The organism is Pedobacter anseongensis, assembly GCF_037482965.1.
In the GTDB taxonomy this organism is placed as follows: domain Bacteria; phylum Bacteroidota; class Bacteroidia; order Sphingobacteriales; family Sphingobacteriaceae; genus Pedobacter; species Pedobacter anseongensis.
Genome location: NZ_JBBHKB010000001.1, coordinates 1,075,048 through 1,094,697 on the forward strand (window position 1 = coordinate 1,075,048; position 19,650 = coordinate 1,094,697).

The 19,650-nt window shown below is 40.0% G+C and carries 10 protein-coding genes; 7 read left to right on the forward strand and 3 right to left on the reverse strand.

Features of this window, described 5'->3' with window-relative positions:
• Positions 1 to 7: 7 nt before the first annotated feature.
• Positions 8 to 3,124 carry a SusC/RagA family TonB-linked outer membrane protein gene (locus WG904_RS04875; protein ID WP_339578168.1) on the reverse strand — a complete coding sequence of 1,039 codons (3,117 nt, stop codon included), beginning with the start codon at positions 3,122 to 3,124 and terminating at the stop codon, positions 8 to 10.
• A gap of 131 nt (positions 3,125 to 3,255) precedes the next feature.
• Here WG904_RS04875 and WG904_RS04880 point away from each other — a divergent pair, with 131 nt between their 5' ends.
• Positions 3,256 to 3,984 carry a GntR family transcriptional regulator gene (locus WG904_RS04880; protein WP_339578169.1) on the forward strand — a complete coding sequence of 243 codons (729 nt, stop codon included), beginning with the start codon at positions 3,256 to 3,258 and terminating at the stop codon, positions 3,982 to 3,984.
• Here the strand turns inward: WG904_RS04880 and WG904_RS04885 are convergent.
• Entirely contained in the window at positions 3,981 to 5,519 is a 1,539-nt protein-coding gene (locus WG904_RS04885) for a sulfatase family protein (RefSeq protein ID WP_339578170.1), read from the reverse strand. The two genes, WG904_RS04880 and WG904_RS04885, sit on opposite strands and share 4 nt — an antisense overlap.
• A 247-nt stretch (positions 5,520 to 5,766) precedes the next feature.
• On the opposite strand from WG904_RS04885, the gene WG904_RS04890 reads away from it, so the two are divergent.
• A complete protein-coding gene (locus tag WG904_RS04890) occupies positions 5,767 to 7,350 on the forward strand; it encodes a Na+/H+ antiporter (RefSeq protein WP_339578171.1) in 1,584 nt (527 codons plus the stop codon).
• Entirely contained in the window at positions 7,350 to 8,120 is a 771-nt protein-coding gene (locus tag WG904_RS04895) for a sialate O-acetylesterase (protein WP_339578172.1), read from the forward strand. Before WG904_RS04890 ends, WG904_RS04895 begins: the two co-directional genes overlap by 1 nt.
• A gap of 2 nt (positions 8,121 to 8,122) precedes the next feature.
• Here the strand turns inward: WG904_RS04895 and WG904_RS04900 are convergent, their stop codons facing one another.
• On the reverse strand, positions 8,123 to 9,142 hold the full coding sequence (locus WG904_RS04900) for a glycoside hydrolase family 88/105 protein (RefSeq protein ID WP_339578173.1): 1,020 nt from the start codon (positions 9,140 to 9,142) through the stop codon (positions 8,123 to 8,125).
• A 663-nt stretch (positions 9,143 to 9,805) separates the two neighbouring features.
• Here WG904_RS04900 and WG904_RS04905 point away from each other — a divergent pair.
• The 4 genes from WG904_RS04905 to WG904_RS04920 are packed head-to-tail and all read left to right on the forward strand — an operon-like array spanning position 9,806 to position 19,626.
• Positions 9,806 to 12,391 (forward strand): glycoside hydrolase family 2 TIM barrel-domain containing protein, encoded by a 2,586-nt coding sequence (locus WG904_RS04905; protein WP_339578174.1) that lies wholly within the window; start codon positions 9,806 to 9,808, stop codon positions 12,389 to 12,391.
• A complete protein-coding gene (locus tag WG904_RS04910) occupies positions 12,391 to 15,408 on the forward strand; it encodes a discoidin domain-containing protein (protein ID WP_339578175.1) in 3,018 nt (1,005 codons plus the stop codon). The genes WG904_RS04905 and WG904_RS04910 overlap by 1 nt, the downstream gene beginning before the upstream one ends.
• A gap of 27 nt (positions 15,409 to 15,435) precedes the next feature.
• Positions 15,436 to 18,363: a glycoside hydrolase family 2 TIM barrel-domain containing protein gene (locus WG904_RS04915; RefSeq protein WP_339578176.1), complete on the forward strand. Its 2,928-nt coding sequence runs from the start codon at positions 15,436 to 15,438 to the stop codon at positions 18,361 to 18,363.
• A gap of 36 nt (positions 18,364 to 18,399) precedes the next feature.
• The gene (locus WG904_RS04920) at positions 18,400 to 19,626 is read left to right on the forward strand and encodes a DUF2264 domain-containing protein (protein ID WP_339578177.1); all 1,227 of its coding nucleotides are present in this window, start codon (positions 18,400 to 18,402) and stop codon (positions 19,624 to 19,626) included.
• Positions 19,627 to 19,650 lie beyond the last annotated feature (24 nt).

The window sequence follows — 19,650 nt, forward strand, 5'->3', positions numbered from 1 at the left end:
GCTTTTATTATAATCTAAGGTTAAGGCCGAAGGTGAATTTTTTATCCAATGGGTACACATAACCAAAATCGCTGGATGGATGCTCTGGATCTAAGAATTTGAGATCGGTAACAGTAAGTGGGTTAAATGCATTGGCATACACCCTCAATCCCTTGATGCCAATTCTATTAAAGAATTTCTGTGGAAGGCTATAGCCTAGCTCGATGGTTTTAATCCTGAAATATTTAGCATTTTGGGCGTTGGCCAGTGTATTGGTAAAAGGTACCGTTCCTGTATAGGCATAATAGCCGGGAACCCATTCGGTGTTCGGATCAAATGGATCGGCATTTGGATCAACCGGATGGTAGCGATCTAAGAACTGACGTAATGCATTACCCCCTGCCCAAAGTGGTGTGTTTAGTTGTTCAAAGTACGAAACATACACATTTCCTGCCCCACTAATGGTGGTGTTGAAATCCCAGTTTTTAAAAGCGGCCGATAACGTTAAACCATAGGTTAAGGTTGGTAAGCCCGACGTAGAAATCGGATGCGAGTCTTGTGAGCTAATTACACCGTCGCCGTTCCAATCTTCATATCTATAATCGCCCACAACAGTAGTTCTAGAGGCATAAATCGGGCTATTTTTAATGGCATCAAAATTCTCGAAATGTCCGGTTGTGCCATAACCCCAATATAGGTTGTTCCACCGGTTAGCGGTAAACGTGCTGTTTTCCCAATTTAAGTAAGAGTTACCGGCACGCGCTTGTACACGGGTGGTGTTCATGGTACGTGTAATACCCATTATGCCTTTCACACTATAAGAGAATTTACCCAATTGGTTTCGGTGGTTAACTTCCAAATCGATCCCTCTAGAACGATCACCATTTAAGTTTTCTTGAGGGAAATTCACGCCCACTACATCGGGCAAACTATTGGCTTGAGTGGCTAACAAGCCCGAACGGTTTCGCACAAAATAATCGATCGAAAACCCGAACAATCCTTTCCACATTTCGGCATCGACACCAATATCCAACTGTTTCGACGTAAACCAGGTAATAATTGGATTGGCTAAACCTTTGCTCGAGGCCCCAACAACATACGTCCCATTAAATACTGCACCCGTAGCCGGGTAGTTGTAACCTGTAATAAATTGATAGGTAGATGCAGAATCATCGCCTTGTAAACCATACGAACCACGGATTTTAAAGCTATTTACAAATTTTAGGGGAGAATTTTTCCAAAAGCCCTCTTCAGATAAACGATAGCCTGCAGATGCATATGGGAAAAATCCCCATTGTTCGTCGACTGCAAATTTCGATGAACCATCTGCCCTGAAACCCGATTCCAATAAATATTTACCTTTATAATCGTACGTAAACTTGCCCACATAAGAAGCGGTTTGATTATTAAAAAGCGCACCTTGAGCGGTAGACATTGAGCCTTGCTGGTCTGTGGTAGAACCTGCTAATAATTGATCAACAGGAATAGTTAAATTTCTCTGCGCGAAAAAATTATCTCCTCTTAAGGTATTTCGCTCGTACAAGGCAAGTGCGCCTATATTGTGCGACCCGAACGACTTATTATAATTTGCAGAAACCTGGAACAATAAACTTGGGTATTCGTAGAACTCCCTTCTTAAGGTTGAAGGAGAAAATTGAGCTTCTGGTGCATACGTATCGGTTGAAGCCGTATAGGTATAAAGGTTATAGGTTTTGGTATAATATTTATTTGTAGCCAGCTGATAATCATAGCTAAATAGCCCTTTTACACTTAATCCCTTTAAAAAAGGGGCTTGGTAATTTAAACTCGTGGTAGATTGGAACCATTTGTTCTGAATATTACGATATCCGCTTACATCGGCGTTAGCATGCGCATATGCATTTAAAGAACTTGGAACTTTTGCCAAATAAGCTGGATTATTATTGGCGAAGATAGGCTCGGTGGGCGCCTGATACCAGGTACTTCGAATAACCCAATACGTATCTTCTTTTAATTGATTTTTTTGATCAATAATACCCGTTAAATTTACGTCGAAGGTTAAATTCTTCGCCAATTTGGTGGTTAAATTGGTGCGTAGATTATAGCGATTATAATTTAAATCGCCAGATTTGAAAAATCCTTCCTGATCTTGAACACCCAAACTTGCGTAGTAATTTGTATTTTCGTTACCACCAGAAGCGCTAATATCGTGTTGCGATTGCGGAGCGGTATATCTTAATACCGCCGCATTCCAGTCAGACGCTATTTTGTTACCGGTTTGATAAGCCGTAAAATCGGCCGGTGTAAAACGTACTGGTCCTTTATTATAACTCCCTGCACCGCCCAAGTGAAGCGAATATTCGTTGGCCAAGGTCATGTATTCGAAAATATCGACCGAATTTGGCATAAAAGATGGCTTTTGAAGTGAATAAGAGCCGTTGTAATTCAAATCAACATTCCCCTTTTTCCCTTTTTTGGTGGTGATTAAAACCACACCATTAGCAGAACGTACGCCGTAAATTGCTGCCGATGCGTCTTTTAATACCGTAATACTTTCGATATCCTCCGCACTTAAACGAGAAAAATTATTTCTCACTACCCCATCTACTACAACGAGTGGTGTACCTAAACCCCTCACATCAAATGAGGTATTAAATGAACCTGGCTCACTACTGTTTTGCACTACACGTACACCTGCAATCTTACCCGTTAACATGTTTTGAACGTTTTCGTTCTTGGTGGTTACAATTTCTTTAGCCGATACCGTAGAAATAGAACCCGTTAAGGTTGCTTTCTTCTGCGTGGTGTAACCTACTACTACAACTTCATTTAAATCGGAGGTAGTTGATGTTAACGTAATCTTAACTGGAGTTTCGTTTAATGCAACAACTTCATTTGCCTTAAAGCCTAACAAACTAATTACGATGGTTTCGCCGAGCTTGGCGTTAATGGTAAATTTACCCTCACCATCTGTAGTGGTTGCTGTTTTTGAGTTTTTCACCGTAACGGTTGCCCCTGCAAGTGGAACATCCTTTTCGTCTGTAACCTTACCTTGGACCTTAATGGTGCTTTGTGCAAACGCCGAAAAAGATAAGCAGGTAATTAACACGAGGGTGAGGCCAAAACTGAATGCTGGCCTGAGATAAGTGTGTACTACTCTTTTCATACAATTAAATAAGTTTATACATTGGTTATGTACAAACATATAAACATTTAATTACAAAACAAATTTTTTTATATTTTTGCTTCAAGTTATTTTTCTTAGCTTACACGTTCGTAACTAATTGTCGCCTTTCAATGAAGTTTTCAATCGACCATAAAAGTCCAATCCCACTGCATATTCAGGCAGAAGAACTATTGCGCAATCTTATTAGAGATCCTCAGTATGCTACAAAATTTCTTCCTAACGAGGTTGATATGGCAAAGCAATTGGCAATTTCGAGAACTACCTTGCGACAGGCGCTGAACAAATTAGTTTACGAAGGTTTGTTAATTCGAAAAAAAGGGATAGGCACACGTGTTGCAGAGGTTTCGGTAAGTTCAAAATCGAATAATTGGTTAAGCTTTTCGCAAGAGATGCAAGCGAGGGGCATTCCGATAAAAAACTTCGAATTACACATTAGCTGGGTACATCCAGACGAGAAGCTGGCGCACTTTTTCGATATTGGGGTAGATAAAAAGGTGCTTAAGCTCGAACGATTAAGGGGGCGTACCGAAGGCCCCTTTGTATATTTTATCTCTTATTTCCATCCTCGAGTAGGACTAACTGGCGAGGAGGATTTTAAGCGCCCGTTATACGAAATTTTAGAAAAAGACCATTCTGTAGTCGCTAACCTTTCGAAAGAAGAGATAAGTGCGAAGGGCGCAGATAAGTTTATTAGTGCCAAGCTAGAGGTAGAGCCTGGGAGCGCTATCCTCTTCAGAAAGCGTTTTGTATATGACCAAGGGGATAGACCTATTGAATTTAATTTGGGTTATTACAGGGCTGATAGCTTTGTGTATACGGTAGAAAGCAGAAGAGATTAGTTGGCAATATCATCTTTATACTTCACCTGCAATGCCTTTAATTTCTTTTTTAATTCGGCAATTGTCTTTCCCTGTTTAGGGTCTTCGTAAATATTATGCATCTCATTCGGGTCATTTTTCAAGTCGTACAGTTCCCACGAGTTTATAGGGTCGTAGAAATGGATGAGTTTATATCTTTTTGTGCGGATGCCGTAATGCCTGGTTAGCCCGAACGATTTTTCATAATAATGATAATACACTTCCTTTCGCCACGAGGTATCTTTCCCGGTTATCAATAGTTTTTTCATCGATTCGCCTTGCATATCTGTGGGCACCCTTATGCCCGAAAGATCGAGCAAAGTGGGTGCTATATCGAGGTTAAGCACATATTTGTCGGTTTTTTGATTTCCTTTAAATGCTTTGGGGTACTTTATCATCATGGGCGTTCTGAACGACTCTTGGTACATAAAGCGTTTATCGTATAGGCCATGCTCTCCTAAATAAAAGCCCTGATCAGATAGATACACCACGATGGTGTTTTGATCGAGATGATTAGCTTTTAAGTAGGTAAGCACCCTGCCAACATTATCATCCAGCGAATTTACTACCCTTAAGTAATCTTCCATATAGCGCTGAAACTGGAAACGTACAATCTCGTCCTTAGTTTTTAGGGTTTTAAAGATTTCGTATTCTTTTTTATAGGTCGCATCCCATACTTTGCGTTCGTCTGGCTTTAGCCGTTCTATTTCTCGTTGATACTCTGCTGGAGCCCAGTCGTTTATTTTAGTTATTGCACAGGTATCGCATGGGATTTTAGTGTCGTAGCGAATATCCAAATGCTTTTTCATGGTTACTTGTTGAATTTTTAAAGCTTCCCGATTTTTATAATCGTCATAGAAATTCGCTGGCAAAGGGAATACCTTATCATTAAACTTATCCAAATACTTTAAAGGCGGCATTACATTGCGATGGGGTGCTTTATGATGAAGCATCAGAAAAAATGGTCTTTCCTTATCTTCACCAATCCAATTTAACGCCAGGTCGGTAATAATATCCGTTACATAGCCTGTATAAGCAGTATCTTTCCCATTCTTTATAAATTTAGGATTATAGTAATTTCCTTGGTCGGGCAATATATTCCAATAATCGAACCCTGTTGGCGTACTAAATAAATGCCATTTCCCCACAATTGCTGTTCGGTAACCATTCTCCCTATATATTTTAGGAAGCGTTTGCTGTGCGCCATTAAAATAGGTGCCGTTATCTTTCATGCCGTTTAGGTGCGAGTATTTTCCAGTTAGCAACACGGCCCGGCTTGGGCTACACACTGAATTGGTAACTGCGGCCTGTCGCATCAACATCCCATCTTTGGCAATTTGGTCTATATTTGGGGTTTGAATGAGTTTAGATCCGTAGGCGCTAATGGCTTGATAGGCATGATCATCGGCCATAATTACGATTACATTAGGCTGTGTATTCTTTTTTTGGCCAAAGACTGATGTTAGTGCGCCCAGCTGAACTATCAATAAAAAAGAAAGCGTGCTAATACTTTTCATACTTGGTTAAAATGAACTAAATAGATGTGTTAACTACAATAAAACTTTGATAATATGTATGTACATACAAATATATAAAATTAGGGCAGGTATCCTAATAAATAATTACAATTGTACACAAAAGCTTACCTATATTTTATCGATTTCATCCAATTGCGCATCTAGTTTAAACGATTTTTGTGAACAGTGGGAATCTCTTTTTTAACATTAGATAAAAAATTTTTATCTTGTTTAGCGGTATACTCTTATGATCGAAAATTTTCCCTTTTACTTAAGCCTTGTTGTAGCCATTGTGCTACTCATAATGGTGTCTAATAAAATAAAAGTAGCGTATCCGGTACTTTTGGTTTTGGCTGGACTGCTTATTTGTTTTATTCCTGGCATTCCGGTAATCCACATCGATCCAGCACTTATTTTTATCATCTTTTTGCCCCCTTTATTGTATGAAGCTGCTTGGTCTATTTCGTGGAAAGAATTGTGGCATTGGAGGCGAATTATCCTCAGTTTTGCATTCGTAGTGGTGTTCTTAACGGCCATGTCGGTCGCGTTTGTAGCAAACCACTTTATACCAGGATTTTCGTTAGCCTTGGGTTTTTTACTTGGTGGCATTGTTTCACCACCTGATGCAGTAAGTGCTGGAGCCATTTTAAATTTTGTTAAAGTACCTAAACGGATGTCGTCTATTCTAGAGGGCGAAAGTTTGTTAAATGACGCTTCATCGCTTATTATTTTCAGATTTGCAATGATTGCTGTAGCTACCGGCCAATTTGTTTGGTATGAGGCTGCATTAAGTTTTAGCTGGATGGTAGTTGGAGGCATTGGCGTAGGTTTACTGGTAGGATGGATATTCATGAAAGCTCATAAATACTTGCCAACCGATGCAAATACTGATATTGTACTTTCTATTGTGGCGCCCTACCTTATGTACATTTGTGCAGAGGAAGTGCATAGTTCGGGTGTGTTAGCTGTGGTTAGCGGCGGCTTATTACTCGCAAATAAACGGCATTTATTCTTAAGTAGCACATCGCGTTTACGAGGGGTAAATGTATGGGAAAGCTTTTGTTTTTTGCTAAATGGGTTGGTGTTTATACTTATCGGCCTCGCCTTACCAGAAATTACCGATGGATTAAAAGCCGAAGGCGTAAAATTATCATCAGCCATAGGCTATGGAATACTAATCGCCGGATTATTGGTTTTTGGAAGAATAGTATCGGCTTATGGAGCGGTAGTTGTGACCTTAATTATGCGAAATTTTATCACTGTTGCCGATGGCGGAAGAAATCCTGGTTTTAGAATTCCTCTGGTGTTAGGCTGGTCGGGTATGCGTGGCGTGGTATCGCTAGCCGCAGCACTTTCTATTCCCGTGCAGCTGGCAGACGGTACGGCTTTTCCGCATCGAAACTTAATCTTATTTATTACTTTTATTGTAATTCTTTTAACCTTAGTAATACAAGGCCTCTCATTGCCCTATTTAATTAGAAAACTTGTACTTCCAAATATGGATGATGAGCTTCCCGAAGACGAAGTTTACCACGACCTTCGCAAGCAATTAGCGCATCACGCTATTTCTCATTTGAAAACTAATTATAGCGAGCAATTAGCTAGCGACCCTGTTTTACAACAAATGGAACGCAAATGGCAAGATAGCAGCCGTCTTGCCGAAGACATGGTAATGGCCGAAGCATGCAAGGTAATTTATCTCGATATACTCAGTCAGCAACGGCAGTGGCTGTTAAACAAAAACAACGACGAACCTACCTTAAACGAAGATATTATCCGTAAACATTTAATAAATTTGGATTTAGAAGAAGAGAAATTACGATTTTTATAATGAAGAAACACCTATTTTTTATTGCCTTTATCTGTCTTTGCTATGGTTTTGTATCAAAGCCAAAAGAAAAACCAGGCAAGCAAATTTTCCTCCTAATGGGGCAAAGTAACATGGCCGGCAGAGGAGTAATAACCGATGAATTTAAGGATTTGCATAACAACCGAGTGCTAATGCTCAATGCAAATAACGAATGGGTGGTTGCTAAGCATCCTATTCATTTCGATAAACCAAAAGTAGCAGGCATTGGACCAGGCCTGGCATTTGGTATGGCTTTGGCCGATGCTTATCCAAAAGACAGCATTTACCTTGTGCCTTGTGCCGTTGGGGGCACTTCCATTTCGAAGTGGGAACCTGGTGCTGTCGACGCATCAACACATACACATCCTTATGATGATGCCTTGTTGAGAATTAAAGAAGCCATGAAAATAGGAAAGATTACCGGCGCCATTTGGTTACAGGGCGAATCGGATAGTAATCAAAAAGCAGCAGCAGTATATTTATCAAAACTAATGACCTTAATTGAGCACATTAGAGAAGAAACCAAAAATCCTAAACTTCCTTTCGTTGTGGGTGAATTGGGAAATTTTCGTGAAAATTATATGCTTATTAATGCCGAATTAAATAAGTTACCAACCAGCTTACCTTTTACTGGAGTGGTTAGGTCAGAAGATTTAATTCATAAAGGCGATAGTACTCATTTCGATGGTGCTTCGGCAACCTTATATGGAGAGCGCTTCGCAAAAGGGATGTTAACGTTGATGAAGAAATAAGGTTAGTTGATTTTTAGCATTTCTGCTCCCGCTAATAAAAAGCCGCCAACTCCGTATACTTCTGTATCAGTTGCTTTAATTTCGGCTTTGGCTTTATTGCCGATAGGCTGTACATAACCTAACATTCCGCTAGGTAGAACGCATTTAGTTAATGCATCCCATGCTTTATTTACGACCGGTAAATATTCATTTTTAGCTAATAAACCATTATTTATACCCCATGCTAAAGCGAAGCAAAAAAATGAGCTTCCGCTTGTTTCTTTTGATGGATAAGAATCGGGGTCTAGCAAGCTCGTTCGCCATGTGCCATCAGCTTGCTGCAAAGCCGCGATTTTTTGAGCCATTTCTTTAAAAAGTTGATTATATTTTGGTCGGTCGGGGTAGTTTACGGGCATAGTTTCCATCAACCTTGCCATTCCGGCAATTACCCATCCATTTCCCCGGCTCCAGAAAACCTTTTTGCCATTGGTTTCTTTCTGACTAAAAAATCGGCTATCCCGATAAAATAAATGTTCGTCTTTGTCGTATAAATACTCGGTGCTCTTCCACCACAGTTGGTTGCTTAAATCTAAATATTTCTGTTCTCCAGTAACCTTACTTAACAAGCCTAATGTTGGTGGCGCCATAAAGAGTGCGTCGCACCACGCCCACTCTCGTCTTGCAATTTTATTCACCCAAAGTAAGGATTCTGTATGCGGTTGTAGCCATAAGTTATCCGCTAGCTTTGTTAAATCGGCCAACATAGTTGGCTCTTTATATTTTGAATACAAAGCCGTATAAAGTTGCCCAATGCAATAATAATCGGCATGGTATCGATTGGAATCGGTAGGGAGTTGATATGCCAATTTTTCGCCAACACGCTGTTTAAGAAAGCTGTAAAGCGATTCGTCATTCATTTCGTTTGCATAGGCAATTAATCCTGCATAAAGAGCCCCGTTGGTCCAATCCCCTTCGGCATGTCGCCATCCATGTTTTTTAATACTGTCTACTTGCCAATTCATCACCCTAGTGGTAACAAGCATAATGGAATCGCTCTTGGTTGTATTATTAACCTTGGGCTTTGTTGTTCCGCATCGTGTAAAAATCAACACGCATAAAACAAGGAAGGTAAAATTTATTCGGTTTTTAAAGCACATCGGTTTAATTTTAAGCTAATTTACCAATTTATCCTTCCATTATGCTAGGCGATTGGTTCAGATATGCAGGAGAAATGATGCTGTTCTTTCCCGCAGATTACGGAGATTTAATTTTATCAAAAAATCGCATATTTATCCTATCATCCATTTAAAAAGCAAATATTAAAATTTTGGATGAAAACGAACTGTGTATAACACTCTTGGCCCAGGACTATTAGAATCTGCAAGTAAAACTATCTGGGATAAAACTGGATCTACTTGTCAATTTTTAGAAAAGTAAACGGCCTTTAATCGCCGGGGAAAACGATATACCAAATTCTCTTCCGCCGATTTCAGAGATTGCGCAGGTTTTTCGTTTGAGCAGGCGTGATATTGCACCAGCATGGATTTTAAATCACCTCAATCGGCGGCATCAGCGAAAATCGGCGGGGAAAACCCACTAAGTGTTCATTTCGTAACGTACATCTGTTTCATTTAACCTGTGTTTAAACTTTCTGTGCTCCATAACTTGCCGATACAAATACTAACCAACTATTTTATTCGATTGTAATGACTCGGAAGTTTATTTTTTACTTTTTTTTGCTACTTACCCTTGCTCCAATTTTTGCGGGCGCACAATCAAGATTAATTTGGTCTGTGAACGACAATTGGAAATATTTGCCAAATGGAGCCGATTTTGCTCAACGTCCAAAAACTGATGATTCGAAATGGGAAACTGTAAATCTTCCACATACATGGAATGCTAAAGATCCATTCGATGATGACGAAACTTCTCGAAGAGGCGTTAGCTGGTATCGTAAAAAGATGATGCTCGACAAACGTTTTAAAGACAAAAGTATATTTTTAAATTTTGAAGGGGCAGGCCAAGTTGCAGACGTATATATTAATGGTGTTTTTATTGGTCAACATAAAGGTGGTTACACCGCTTTTACATTCGACATTACTCATCTCGTTAAGCTGGGCGATGTACCCACGGAAAACCTCATCGCTGTACAAGTGAACAATGCACAAAACGATTTCTTACCACCACTTTCTATAGGTTATGCATCGTATGGGGGTATTTATAGAGATGCTTGGTTAGTAGCCACCGATAAACTCCACTTTGATTTAGTAGATCACGGCGCCAAAGGCGTATTCATCAGCACGCCATTGGTTAGCGCAGCAAAAGCGGACATTTCTTTTAAGGCAAATGTAGTTAACGATGGAGAAATAGCGCGCCAATTCGAACTTGTACATACACTTTTCGATGGGCAACAAAAAGAAATCACAACCATCCGTAAATTAGCCACGGTTTTGCCAGGCAGTAGTTTAATTGTCGACCTAAACACCACCATTCAAAAACCAAATTTATGGTCGCCCGATGTACCCTACCTCTATCACGTAAAAACCAAAATTATAGAAAATGGGAAGGTAGTTGATGAGGTGAGCAATCCGCTAGGTTTTCGATGGTTTTCTTTCGATCCGAATACGGGCTTCAGTCTAAATGGTAAAAAACTAATGTTGAAAGGCACTAATCGCCATCAAGATTTTAAAGACAAAGGTGATGCCTTAACCAGCGAGGATCATTTTCGAGATATGAAAATGATTAAAGACATGGGCTGTAATTTTTTACGTTTGGCACATTACCCTCAAGCCCCCGAAGTATTGGCGTTGGCCGATAAAATGGGGCTATTGGTATGGGAAGAAATCCCGTTGGTAAACTACATGAACCCCGTTCCAGAGTTTTTAGATAATGCACAAACCATGATTAAGGAGATGATTTGGCAGAATTATAATCATCCTTCTGTTATTATTTGGGGCTCGATGAATGAGGTTTTGCTTTGGAGCGAAAAAGCAGAACGTATTCAAGTGCAAGAGAGCAGTACTTACTTAAACAAATTAAAAGCCTACGCAATTAAATTAGATAGTACCGTTAAAGCAGAAGATCCCGCACGCACAAGTACCATGGCCATGCACATGAGCGACGATTATGATAAATTTAAGTTGTCTGATATTCCGGGCCTAGCGAGCTATAACATCTATAATGGTTGGTATAGTGGCAAGGCTGATGAATTTAAGCCTACTATCGATGCAAAGCATGTTAGCAATCCGAAGCAAGTTCTATTTATAAGTGAATATGGCGCCGAAGCCGATAACAGGGTAAATACTGAGCGGCCTATTCGTTTCGATTTTACAGGACAGTACCAACGCATTTTTCATGAATCGTATTTAAGACAGATTAGACAAATGCCTTATCTAGCCGGAACAGCCATTTGGAACGAATTCGATTTTTCGCAACCCAATGTAGGTGGTGTAAGCAATAACATGAATCAAAAAGGGCTCGTAACCTGGGATAGAAAACCAAAAGATTCATATTTTTTATACAAAGCCAATTGGAATGCTGAGCCCTTGGTGTACATTGCCTCAAGAGATTGGAAAACAAGAGCAGGGCTAAAAAATGCTCCATCAACCATCGAAGTGTATTCGAATTCGGACGAAGTTACCTTAACCGTTAACGGGAAACCATACGGCACAAAAAAACCAAACGACATTAAAAAATGTGTTTGGGTAATTCAATTAATGGATGGCGACAACAAAATCGTGGCTAGAGGTAAAAATCAAGTTGTTGACTATTTTACCATAAAGTACCGTGTGTATAGCGATGATTTGAAACAACAAAATTTTAGAGAGGTAGCCATTAATGTAGGTGCTGATGTACAATATATTGATGGGTCGGACCACGTTTGGATTGAAGATAGACCTTACAAACCCGGAAGCTTTGGCTACATAGGTGGCACTCCTGCGATGTTAAATATTAAAACCGTTAAGAAAAATACAAACGACAATCCCCTATTCTATTCGTATTTAGATAACCTAAAATCGTATAAATTCGATGTGCCAGATGGAAATTACGAGTTAGAACTATGTTTTATAGAAGCAGACAAGTTAGAAAATGGACAGCGTATTTTTGATGTTGCCGTGAATGGAGAGCCCTTACTAAGCGGTATCGATTTAACCAGCGAATGTGGGTTTGGCGTTGCTATGAAAAAGAAATTTATAATAACCGCAGCCAATGGTAGCGGAATCGATGTTGCTTTCGAGGCCCAAAAAGGGAAAACAACATTAAGTGGAATAAAAATTAAAGCTGTAAATTAATGAAGATCAAATTATTTCTAGTGTTAGTGCTTTTTTCGGGTGTTGGAGCGTATGCACAGCACGTTAATATTGCTTTGCACAAGCCTGTTTCCACCTCTTCCGAAGACAAACTTTTTCCAGCAAAAAACATTACTGACGGTATCATTTCAAGAAACTCGAAATGGCAAGCAGGAAATAATAAAGCCCCCCATATTGTAGAGATAGACCTTCAAAAATATTATAACATTACCGAATTGGTGGTTCATAGTGGCATTTTAGACGCCGAAAAAAAACCTGATGAGACGACACAAGCTGCCGGATTTTGGTCGGCAAAAAACTTTAAAATGCAATATTGGGATGATGCCAATTGGACCGACTTCCCTAAGGCAGAAATCCACGAAAACCGATTAGTAAGTGCCGCCTTTAAATTTATGCCTGCAGTTACCACGTTTAAAATTCGTTTGGTTTGCGACGATGGTGAGGCTATAAATATTATGGAAATTGAGGCCTTTGGCCAAATTTCACCAAATATGCCTGCACCACCAACGCTTGCTTCTAGCGTTAAAAAAGTAAATCCACATACTGGCACACAAAAAGCGATAGTTACGGTAACCAATACTGTCGTTGGCAAAACCATGAAATTTGTGGGTTATAATCAAGGCTATTATTTCCCTGGCAGCAACATTTCGGGTTGGTTAGCCTATTCGAATGTAAACAGTTTAAGGGTGTGGGCAAGCTTAAACTCTTTTGTGCCCGAAAAATCAGTGCAGGTAGATAAAGGGTTAACCACTGTCGAGGAATTCGATAAAAGAAAGAGCGAATTACGATCAGCGCCCGAAAATAATCGCTTTATTAAATGGAACGAGCTCACGCCATTATACGATATCCCTGATTCGTCTTCAACAAACGCCATGGTTTTTAATTACGCGTTAACAGAGTTGAAACGCTTAGGCATCCAGGTTGTATTGCAATTAGGAAGTACAGATTTTAGCGACAATTGGCAAAATAAATGGAAACAATGGCAACGCTATTATGCGATCGCCTACCACGCTGCAAAAATTGGTGATGTAGAAATGTTTGCCATGCAGAACGAACCTAACCACAAAAATGCAGGTCCGATGAAATTAGACCAATGGATTATGGGCGAGCAAATTGTGGCTGATGCCATTCACTGTGCCGTTAAAGATGTAAATAAAAAATACGGCAAAAAGCTCTCAGGCAAATTTGTAGGGCCTGTTACAGCCGGACAAAATAACGATTGGTGGGCAGCGGTAGCCAAAAACATTCGCACCGATTACCATGGAAAAACGGTTCAGTCTAATCAAGTTGACCTATTTTCTACCCATTCTTACAACTCCCCCGCTGCCGGATACGAAGCACGGATAAGCAACATTAGAAAAATACTAGAAGAAAACCATCCCGAAGGAAAGAGTTTACCGATTATGTATACCGAAATTGGCCGTTGGATGAATGCTTACTTAATCGATAAAGAAGAAACCATGGACAGCCCTTCGTTATTCACAGAATGGGCAGGTATTTATGCTAACAACATGAAAAACGGGGGCTATGGCATGTGGGCATTTAAATTTGCCAATACAGCAAGCGGCCCCTACCCAAGAGGCATAAAATCTGGGCATCATTACATTTGGCAAGGAAAGCGTATTGTAGAAGATGCTTATAAAAACATGGCGCTAAATAAACCCGTTACCTCAAGTACCTCATTTGCCACTGCGAAATTAATTACCGATGGAGTGAAAACGGATGAATCGGCATGGCAAAGTGGCAACGGCAATGAAGCCGAAAAGTGGTTAGAAATAGATTTAGGAACAACGTTAGACATAGGATCTGCCGTAATTTATACAGGTGCCGAAGCTGGAGTTTATACGGCACCCGATCGCATTAAGAATTTCAAACTTCAATATTTAAACGGAAATGGGTGGACCGATATTCCTGGTACGACAGAAAATAACAATAAATACTCGCAAGTGTTTACCGTATTTAAACAGCCTGTTAAAACCAATAAAATACGTTTTGTAAGTACTGATAAAGGGAACCTAAAAGTAAGAGAAATTAAAGTGTTTGCCAAAGGTGATGAACCCGCTATGAAAGCCGATTTTAACGTTTCGGGCATTCAGCGCACAGGCGAAGTGGTTCGTTTATTTGCAAAAGGATTTAAAGAAGAACGCAAGTTAGTAAGCACAAAGGCAAATGTTCAAGACACCGATTTAGACACCTATACTTCTTTTGATGCAGCCACGGGCAATTATTACATGTGGCTAGTGCAACGAGGTTTATCAGCATATCAGTTAACTATTGATTTGGCAGCCTTAGAACTTTCTACAGGTACTCCGATTACGGCAGAAACAGTTAACCATTTAAATTATGGCGAAGTAACGGATGTAATCAGCCTTGCGAATACTGGCAAATTGAATGTAAATTTAATGCCTCAAAGTGTGGTTCTATTAACTATCCCATCTGGCAAATTAACTTTAAACACCCTTATTTCTTCGGCAAATGTTACCCTAAAAGGTGGAAAAAACGCTGTCCTAAACTTTAATCGCAACCCAAACTTAACCGTACAATTAGATGCGAGTACTCCCTCAAATAATCAAGTAAGTTATGTACATTTTAATTTAGCGGCCGGTAAGCAAGCGGCGATCAAAAGAACAATTTTAGCAGTGAGTGGACACGTAGATGTTGGAACGAAACCGTACCGCCTACATGTTTACGGAATTCCTCAGCAAAAAGCATTCGACCAAAACAAACTCACGTGGAATACAGCGCCGCTATTAGACAGTAAGGAAGCCTTGATCCACAAGGTAGGTTCAGCGGCGTTCGTAGCTGGCGAAATTGCCTTCAATACCACAGAAAAATATCATTATTTAGACGTAACCGATATACTTAAAAAATATACAAATGAAGGGATAACCTTCGTTTTCGTTAGAGAAACCCGACAACTTGGCGACGATGAAGACAAAGGCCGAAAGGTAATTCTCTCTAAAACTACAGCGCCACCTAAATTGCACATTTGGCAATAGCAATTATCATCCTTAAATTAATAAACCATGAAACGAATTTTACTCCTCTGTTGTTTAATCTTAACACTTTCTAATTCGCTCTTTGCGCAAGTAAAAGCACCAAAACGGATGATCCCCTTCACGGGAATGGATTACATGCGCATTATGGTCGACGCCGATTATAAAACTACGGCTTCCAATACTTTTAAAGTAACCATCAAATCAATTACTGATGGTAAACTTTTATTCCAAGCTGCAATTGTACCCACAGTGGTTTTAAACGTAGATGTAAAACAATTGGCTTTTAACATTAAAAACCTAAAACCCACCTTGTGGACTCCCAACCATCCATATCTGTATCAAGTTACTTTGCAGCAATTTAGAGGGACAAAAGTTATCAGCAGCTTAACTGAACGTGCAGGTTTTCGTTTAATGGAGCGCAGAGGTGGAAATTTATACTTAAATGGTAAGCCTATATTTTTACGGGGCATAGCGATTAATCCACCAGGAAGAGGAATTCCAGAAGCCTTAGAAGAAAGCAGAGCTTTTGCATTAGATTATGTGAAATTCATGAAAAGCATCAATGTAAATATTATTCGCATTCCCGATGCAGAAGAATGGTACGACGTATGCGATGAGCTTGGAATGATGGTTTTTGGAGGTAATTATGGATCGAAAGTGGCACAGGGCGATAAAGTTGAGGCAGCAGAGCAAGTGGGCGACGAAGGCGATAATGGGTTTCCGAAAGATAAAAATGTTGGGGTAAGTTGGTATGAACATAAAAAATTAGGCGCAATTGCCCATCATCCGAGTTTAATGGTGTACGCCATGACTAACGAAACACCTTTTGTGGGTAAACGGGCATTAGAGTGGGAAGAATTTCTTTCGTATGCCTTTGGCAAACTTAAAAAATGGGACGAAACCCGTGTTTATATTGCCAATGCTGGTTATGGATATGGTAAAACTGGCGATATTCTCGATATTCATCGCTATTGGGGATGGTATTATAGCTCTCCTTATACCTTCTTAAACATTAGGGACAATACTAAAATCGTTCCTTTTGCTAAAAAAGAACCACAGCCGATTACGTTCACCGAATGTGTGGGCAATTATACCGGCCCAGATGGTCGCTATAATCAAACACCAGCGCACAAAAACCCAAGTTCGCAGTTATCGTGGACAGGCCACGAACGGCAAGATTTACAGGCACAATTAGCTGACGTGCATCAAAGTTTTACATTCAGACAAGCCACAGAAAGTTTTAGGCAGTTGCGATCTATTAATCCCGACCTAAGTGGTGTTTTCCCATTCACTATCTTATTTTACAATTGGGATACCATTACCAGTTTTGCAGATATGAAGCCTAAGCCCGTTACCGAACAAGCAAAAATTTCATATCAGCCGGTGCTGTTAAGCTGGGAATGCTGGACCTCAAATGTGTATGCTGGATCAACGATTAGGCCGGTTGCGCACATCATTAACGATGATAACGACTTTAAAGATCTAACAAATGTGAAGTTAGTTTATCAAATTTTGGATAAAACCAAAGCTGCGGTGTTTAAAGATAGTTTAAACTTAACCAACATTCCTTATTACGCAACGGCGGATAAAAGCTTGGATATTAAAATCCCAGAGGGATTAATTTCTGGCGATTATGTGTTAAAAGGGAAAGTTTTTGCCAACGGTAAAGTGGTGTCTGAAAACTTCTTCAATTTATTTATTTCTGACAAGAGATTTATCACCTCAGTGCCCCTCATTCAATCGACTGTTTTGTTGTATGATAGCAAGGGAAAAACGAAACAAGCCTTAAACAAATTAAAGGTTCCGTTTAAAGAAATCTCATCATTTAATGACATTCCTTCAAACAGTTTCTTACTCATTGGCGAAAATGCAGCAGATAAAAACGTAGCGGATAATGCTAGTCAGATTAAAGATTATATTAAAAAAGGTGGCCGAGTAATTTCGTTAAGGCAAGACAGTATAAGCTTAATTAACATTAATACCCTTTTAGACTTTAAATTAACCAACAACAAGGTCGACATTGATAATGCTGCTTATCCGGTTTCGAGTTTACCACCAAGAAATGGATATTATATAAATCCTGAACGCCCTGAACATCCAATTTTTGCTGGAATTACACGGAACAATTTAAAAGTTTGGTCTGATTATACCGAATGGAACCCTAAAAAAGCTGGGCAGCCTGCTATTTATCCTGTAACCGATGGTTTCATGTTAGCCGATCGTGAAGGTGTTGGTGCAACGGCAATATTGGGGAATTACAGCTCAGGCTTACAAAGCATCGCTTTAGCCGAGCAATTTATGGGTTCAGGTAGTATTATTTTAACAGGATTAGCTATCGCTAATCGTGCAGAATTAGATCCGGTAGCCGACCGAATTTTCTTAAATATGATTAGCTATGCGAGCACTAACGCTGGGCATTATCCCTATCAATTAATTACCAGTCCGATTGTGTGGGGCGAATACGAAACCGAAAAAGGAATTGTGGTTGATCAATCGAGCGGATTTTTAGTAAATGCCACACCTCGCCTAACCGGCGCTTTTGCAAACGAAGGTATTAAAGTAAGTAAAGAAGGTTATCAATTGGCTGGTGGCAAAGGCGGAAGATTTAACACTCGTCCGGGCTTACAATATGTGCAAAATGGGCGTAGACCCTGGGGCCCTTTCGTACAAAGTTTTGGCGGACAGCCAAAATTGGGAACTGCGCCTTTAGGTGAAGGTAAGTTTTGGTGTCGTATTCCAGAGGGTCAAAATAACATGAGTTCGGTAGTTTGGAATCCTGGCGATGTGCCATTAGCAATTAACATTAAGGTAAACGGATTACCAGAAGTAAGTAAAACCATACAACCTGGAGAAAAACTTGTAGTAGATGCTCCGGTTGATAGCAGCGCAGTAAGTGTTAGCTACATAGGCGATAGGAGAATGGTGATTTTAGAAACCGCGTTTAACAAAAAATAAAATGGTATAGTAAAAAATAAGCTAATGGATATGAAAATGAAAAAACTACTCATAGTTGCTTTAATGTTGATGCCACATCTTATTTGGGCACAAAAAATTAATCCAGCCAATGGATTGGGCGAAAGAGAATACCTAGTTAAAACCCTAACTAAAATTGCCGACCCGGTATTGCTTGCCTTAAGCAAAAATGAACTCAAGAAAACCATGCCTGTAGAGGCTTTGGTAGCAAAAGATCGTGTGTATAGCACGTATTTAGAAGCATTTGGTCGTTTACTTGCCGGCATGGCGCCTTGGTTAGAACTTGGTCCAGATGATACCGCAGAAGGAAAACTCCGCAAAAAATACATTGATCTCGCTGTTGTGTGCATCAAAAATGCAACCGATCCAAAAGCTGCAGATTTTATGAATTTTAATCAGGGTCGGCAGCCTTTAGTAGATGCCGCATTTTTCTCCCAAGCCTTAATCCGCTCGCCAAAGCAATTATGGGGCAACCTAGATACCGAAACAAAAAAGAATGTAATTAACGCTATACGCTCGAGCAGAGAAATTCTACCTTCTTACTCAAACTGGCTAATGTTTAGCGCTACCGTCGAAGCCGCCTTGCAGAAGTACGATAATTCGGGCGATAGAATGCGGCTAGATTATGCCCTAAAACAGCACTTACTATGGTACAAAGGTGATGGCACTTATGGCGATGGCCCAAATTTTCATTGGGATTATTACAACAGTTTCGTTATTCAGCCCATGCTAATCGAAGTAACGAAAGTAATGCAAGATGCAAAGCAAGACACCAAAAAATATCACGAACTGATGGTAGAAAGAGGAAAACGCTATGCTGCAGTACAAGAACGATTAATTTCTCCAGAAGGTACTTTTCCGCCAATTGGCAGATCCCTGGCGTACCGTTTCGGCGCTTTTCAATTGCTTTCTAAAATGGCTTTAATAAACCAATTACCCGAACATGTAACACCAGAGCAGGTACGATCGGCCTTATATGCCGTAATAAAGAGACAAGTAGAGATGCCGAATACCTTCGATAAAGACGGGTGGTTAACCATTGGTTTTGCTGGCCATCAGCCCTCGGTAGGCGAGAATTACATTTCTACCGGAAGCTTATACTTATGTTCTGAAGCGTTTCTGATTTTGGGTTTGTCGAGTGCAGACCGCCTTTGGTCGGCTCCCTATGCCGATTGGACGGCAAAAAAGGCATGGAAGGGCGAATTTATCGAAATCGATCATGCACTTGTAGATAAAGAAAACTAAAGAATTATAAATCAACCTACGTAC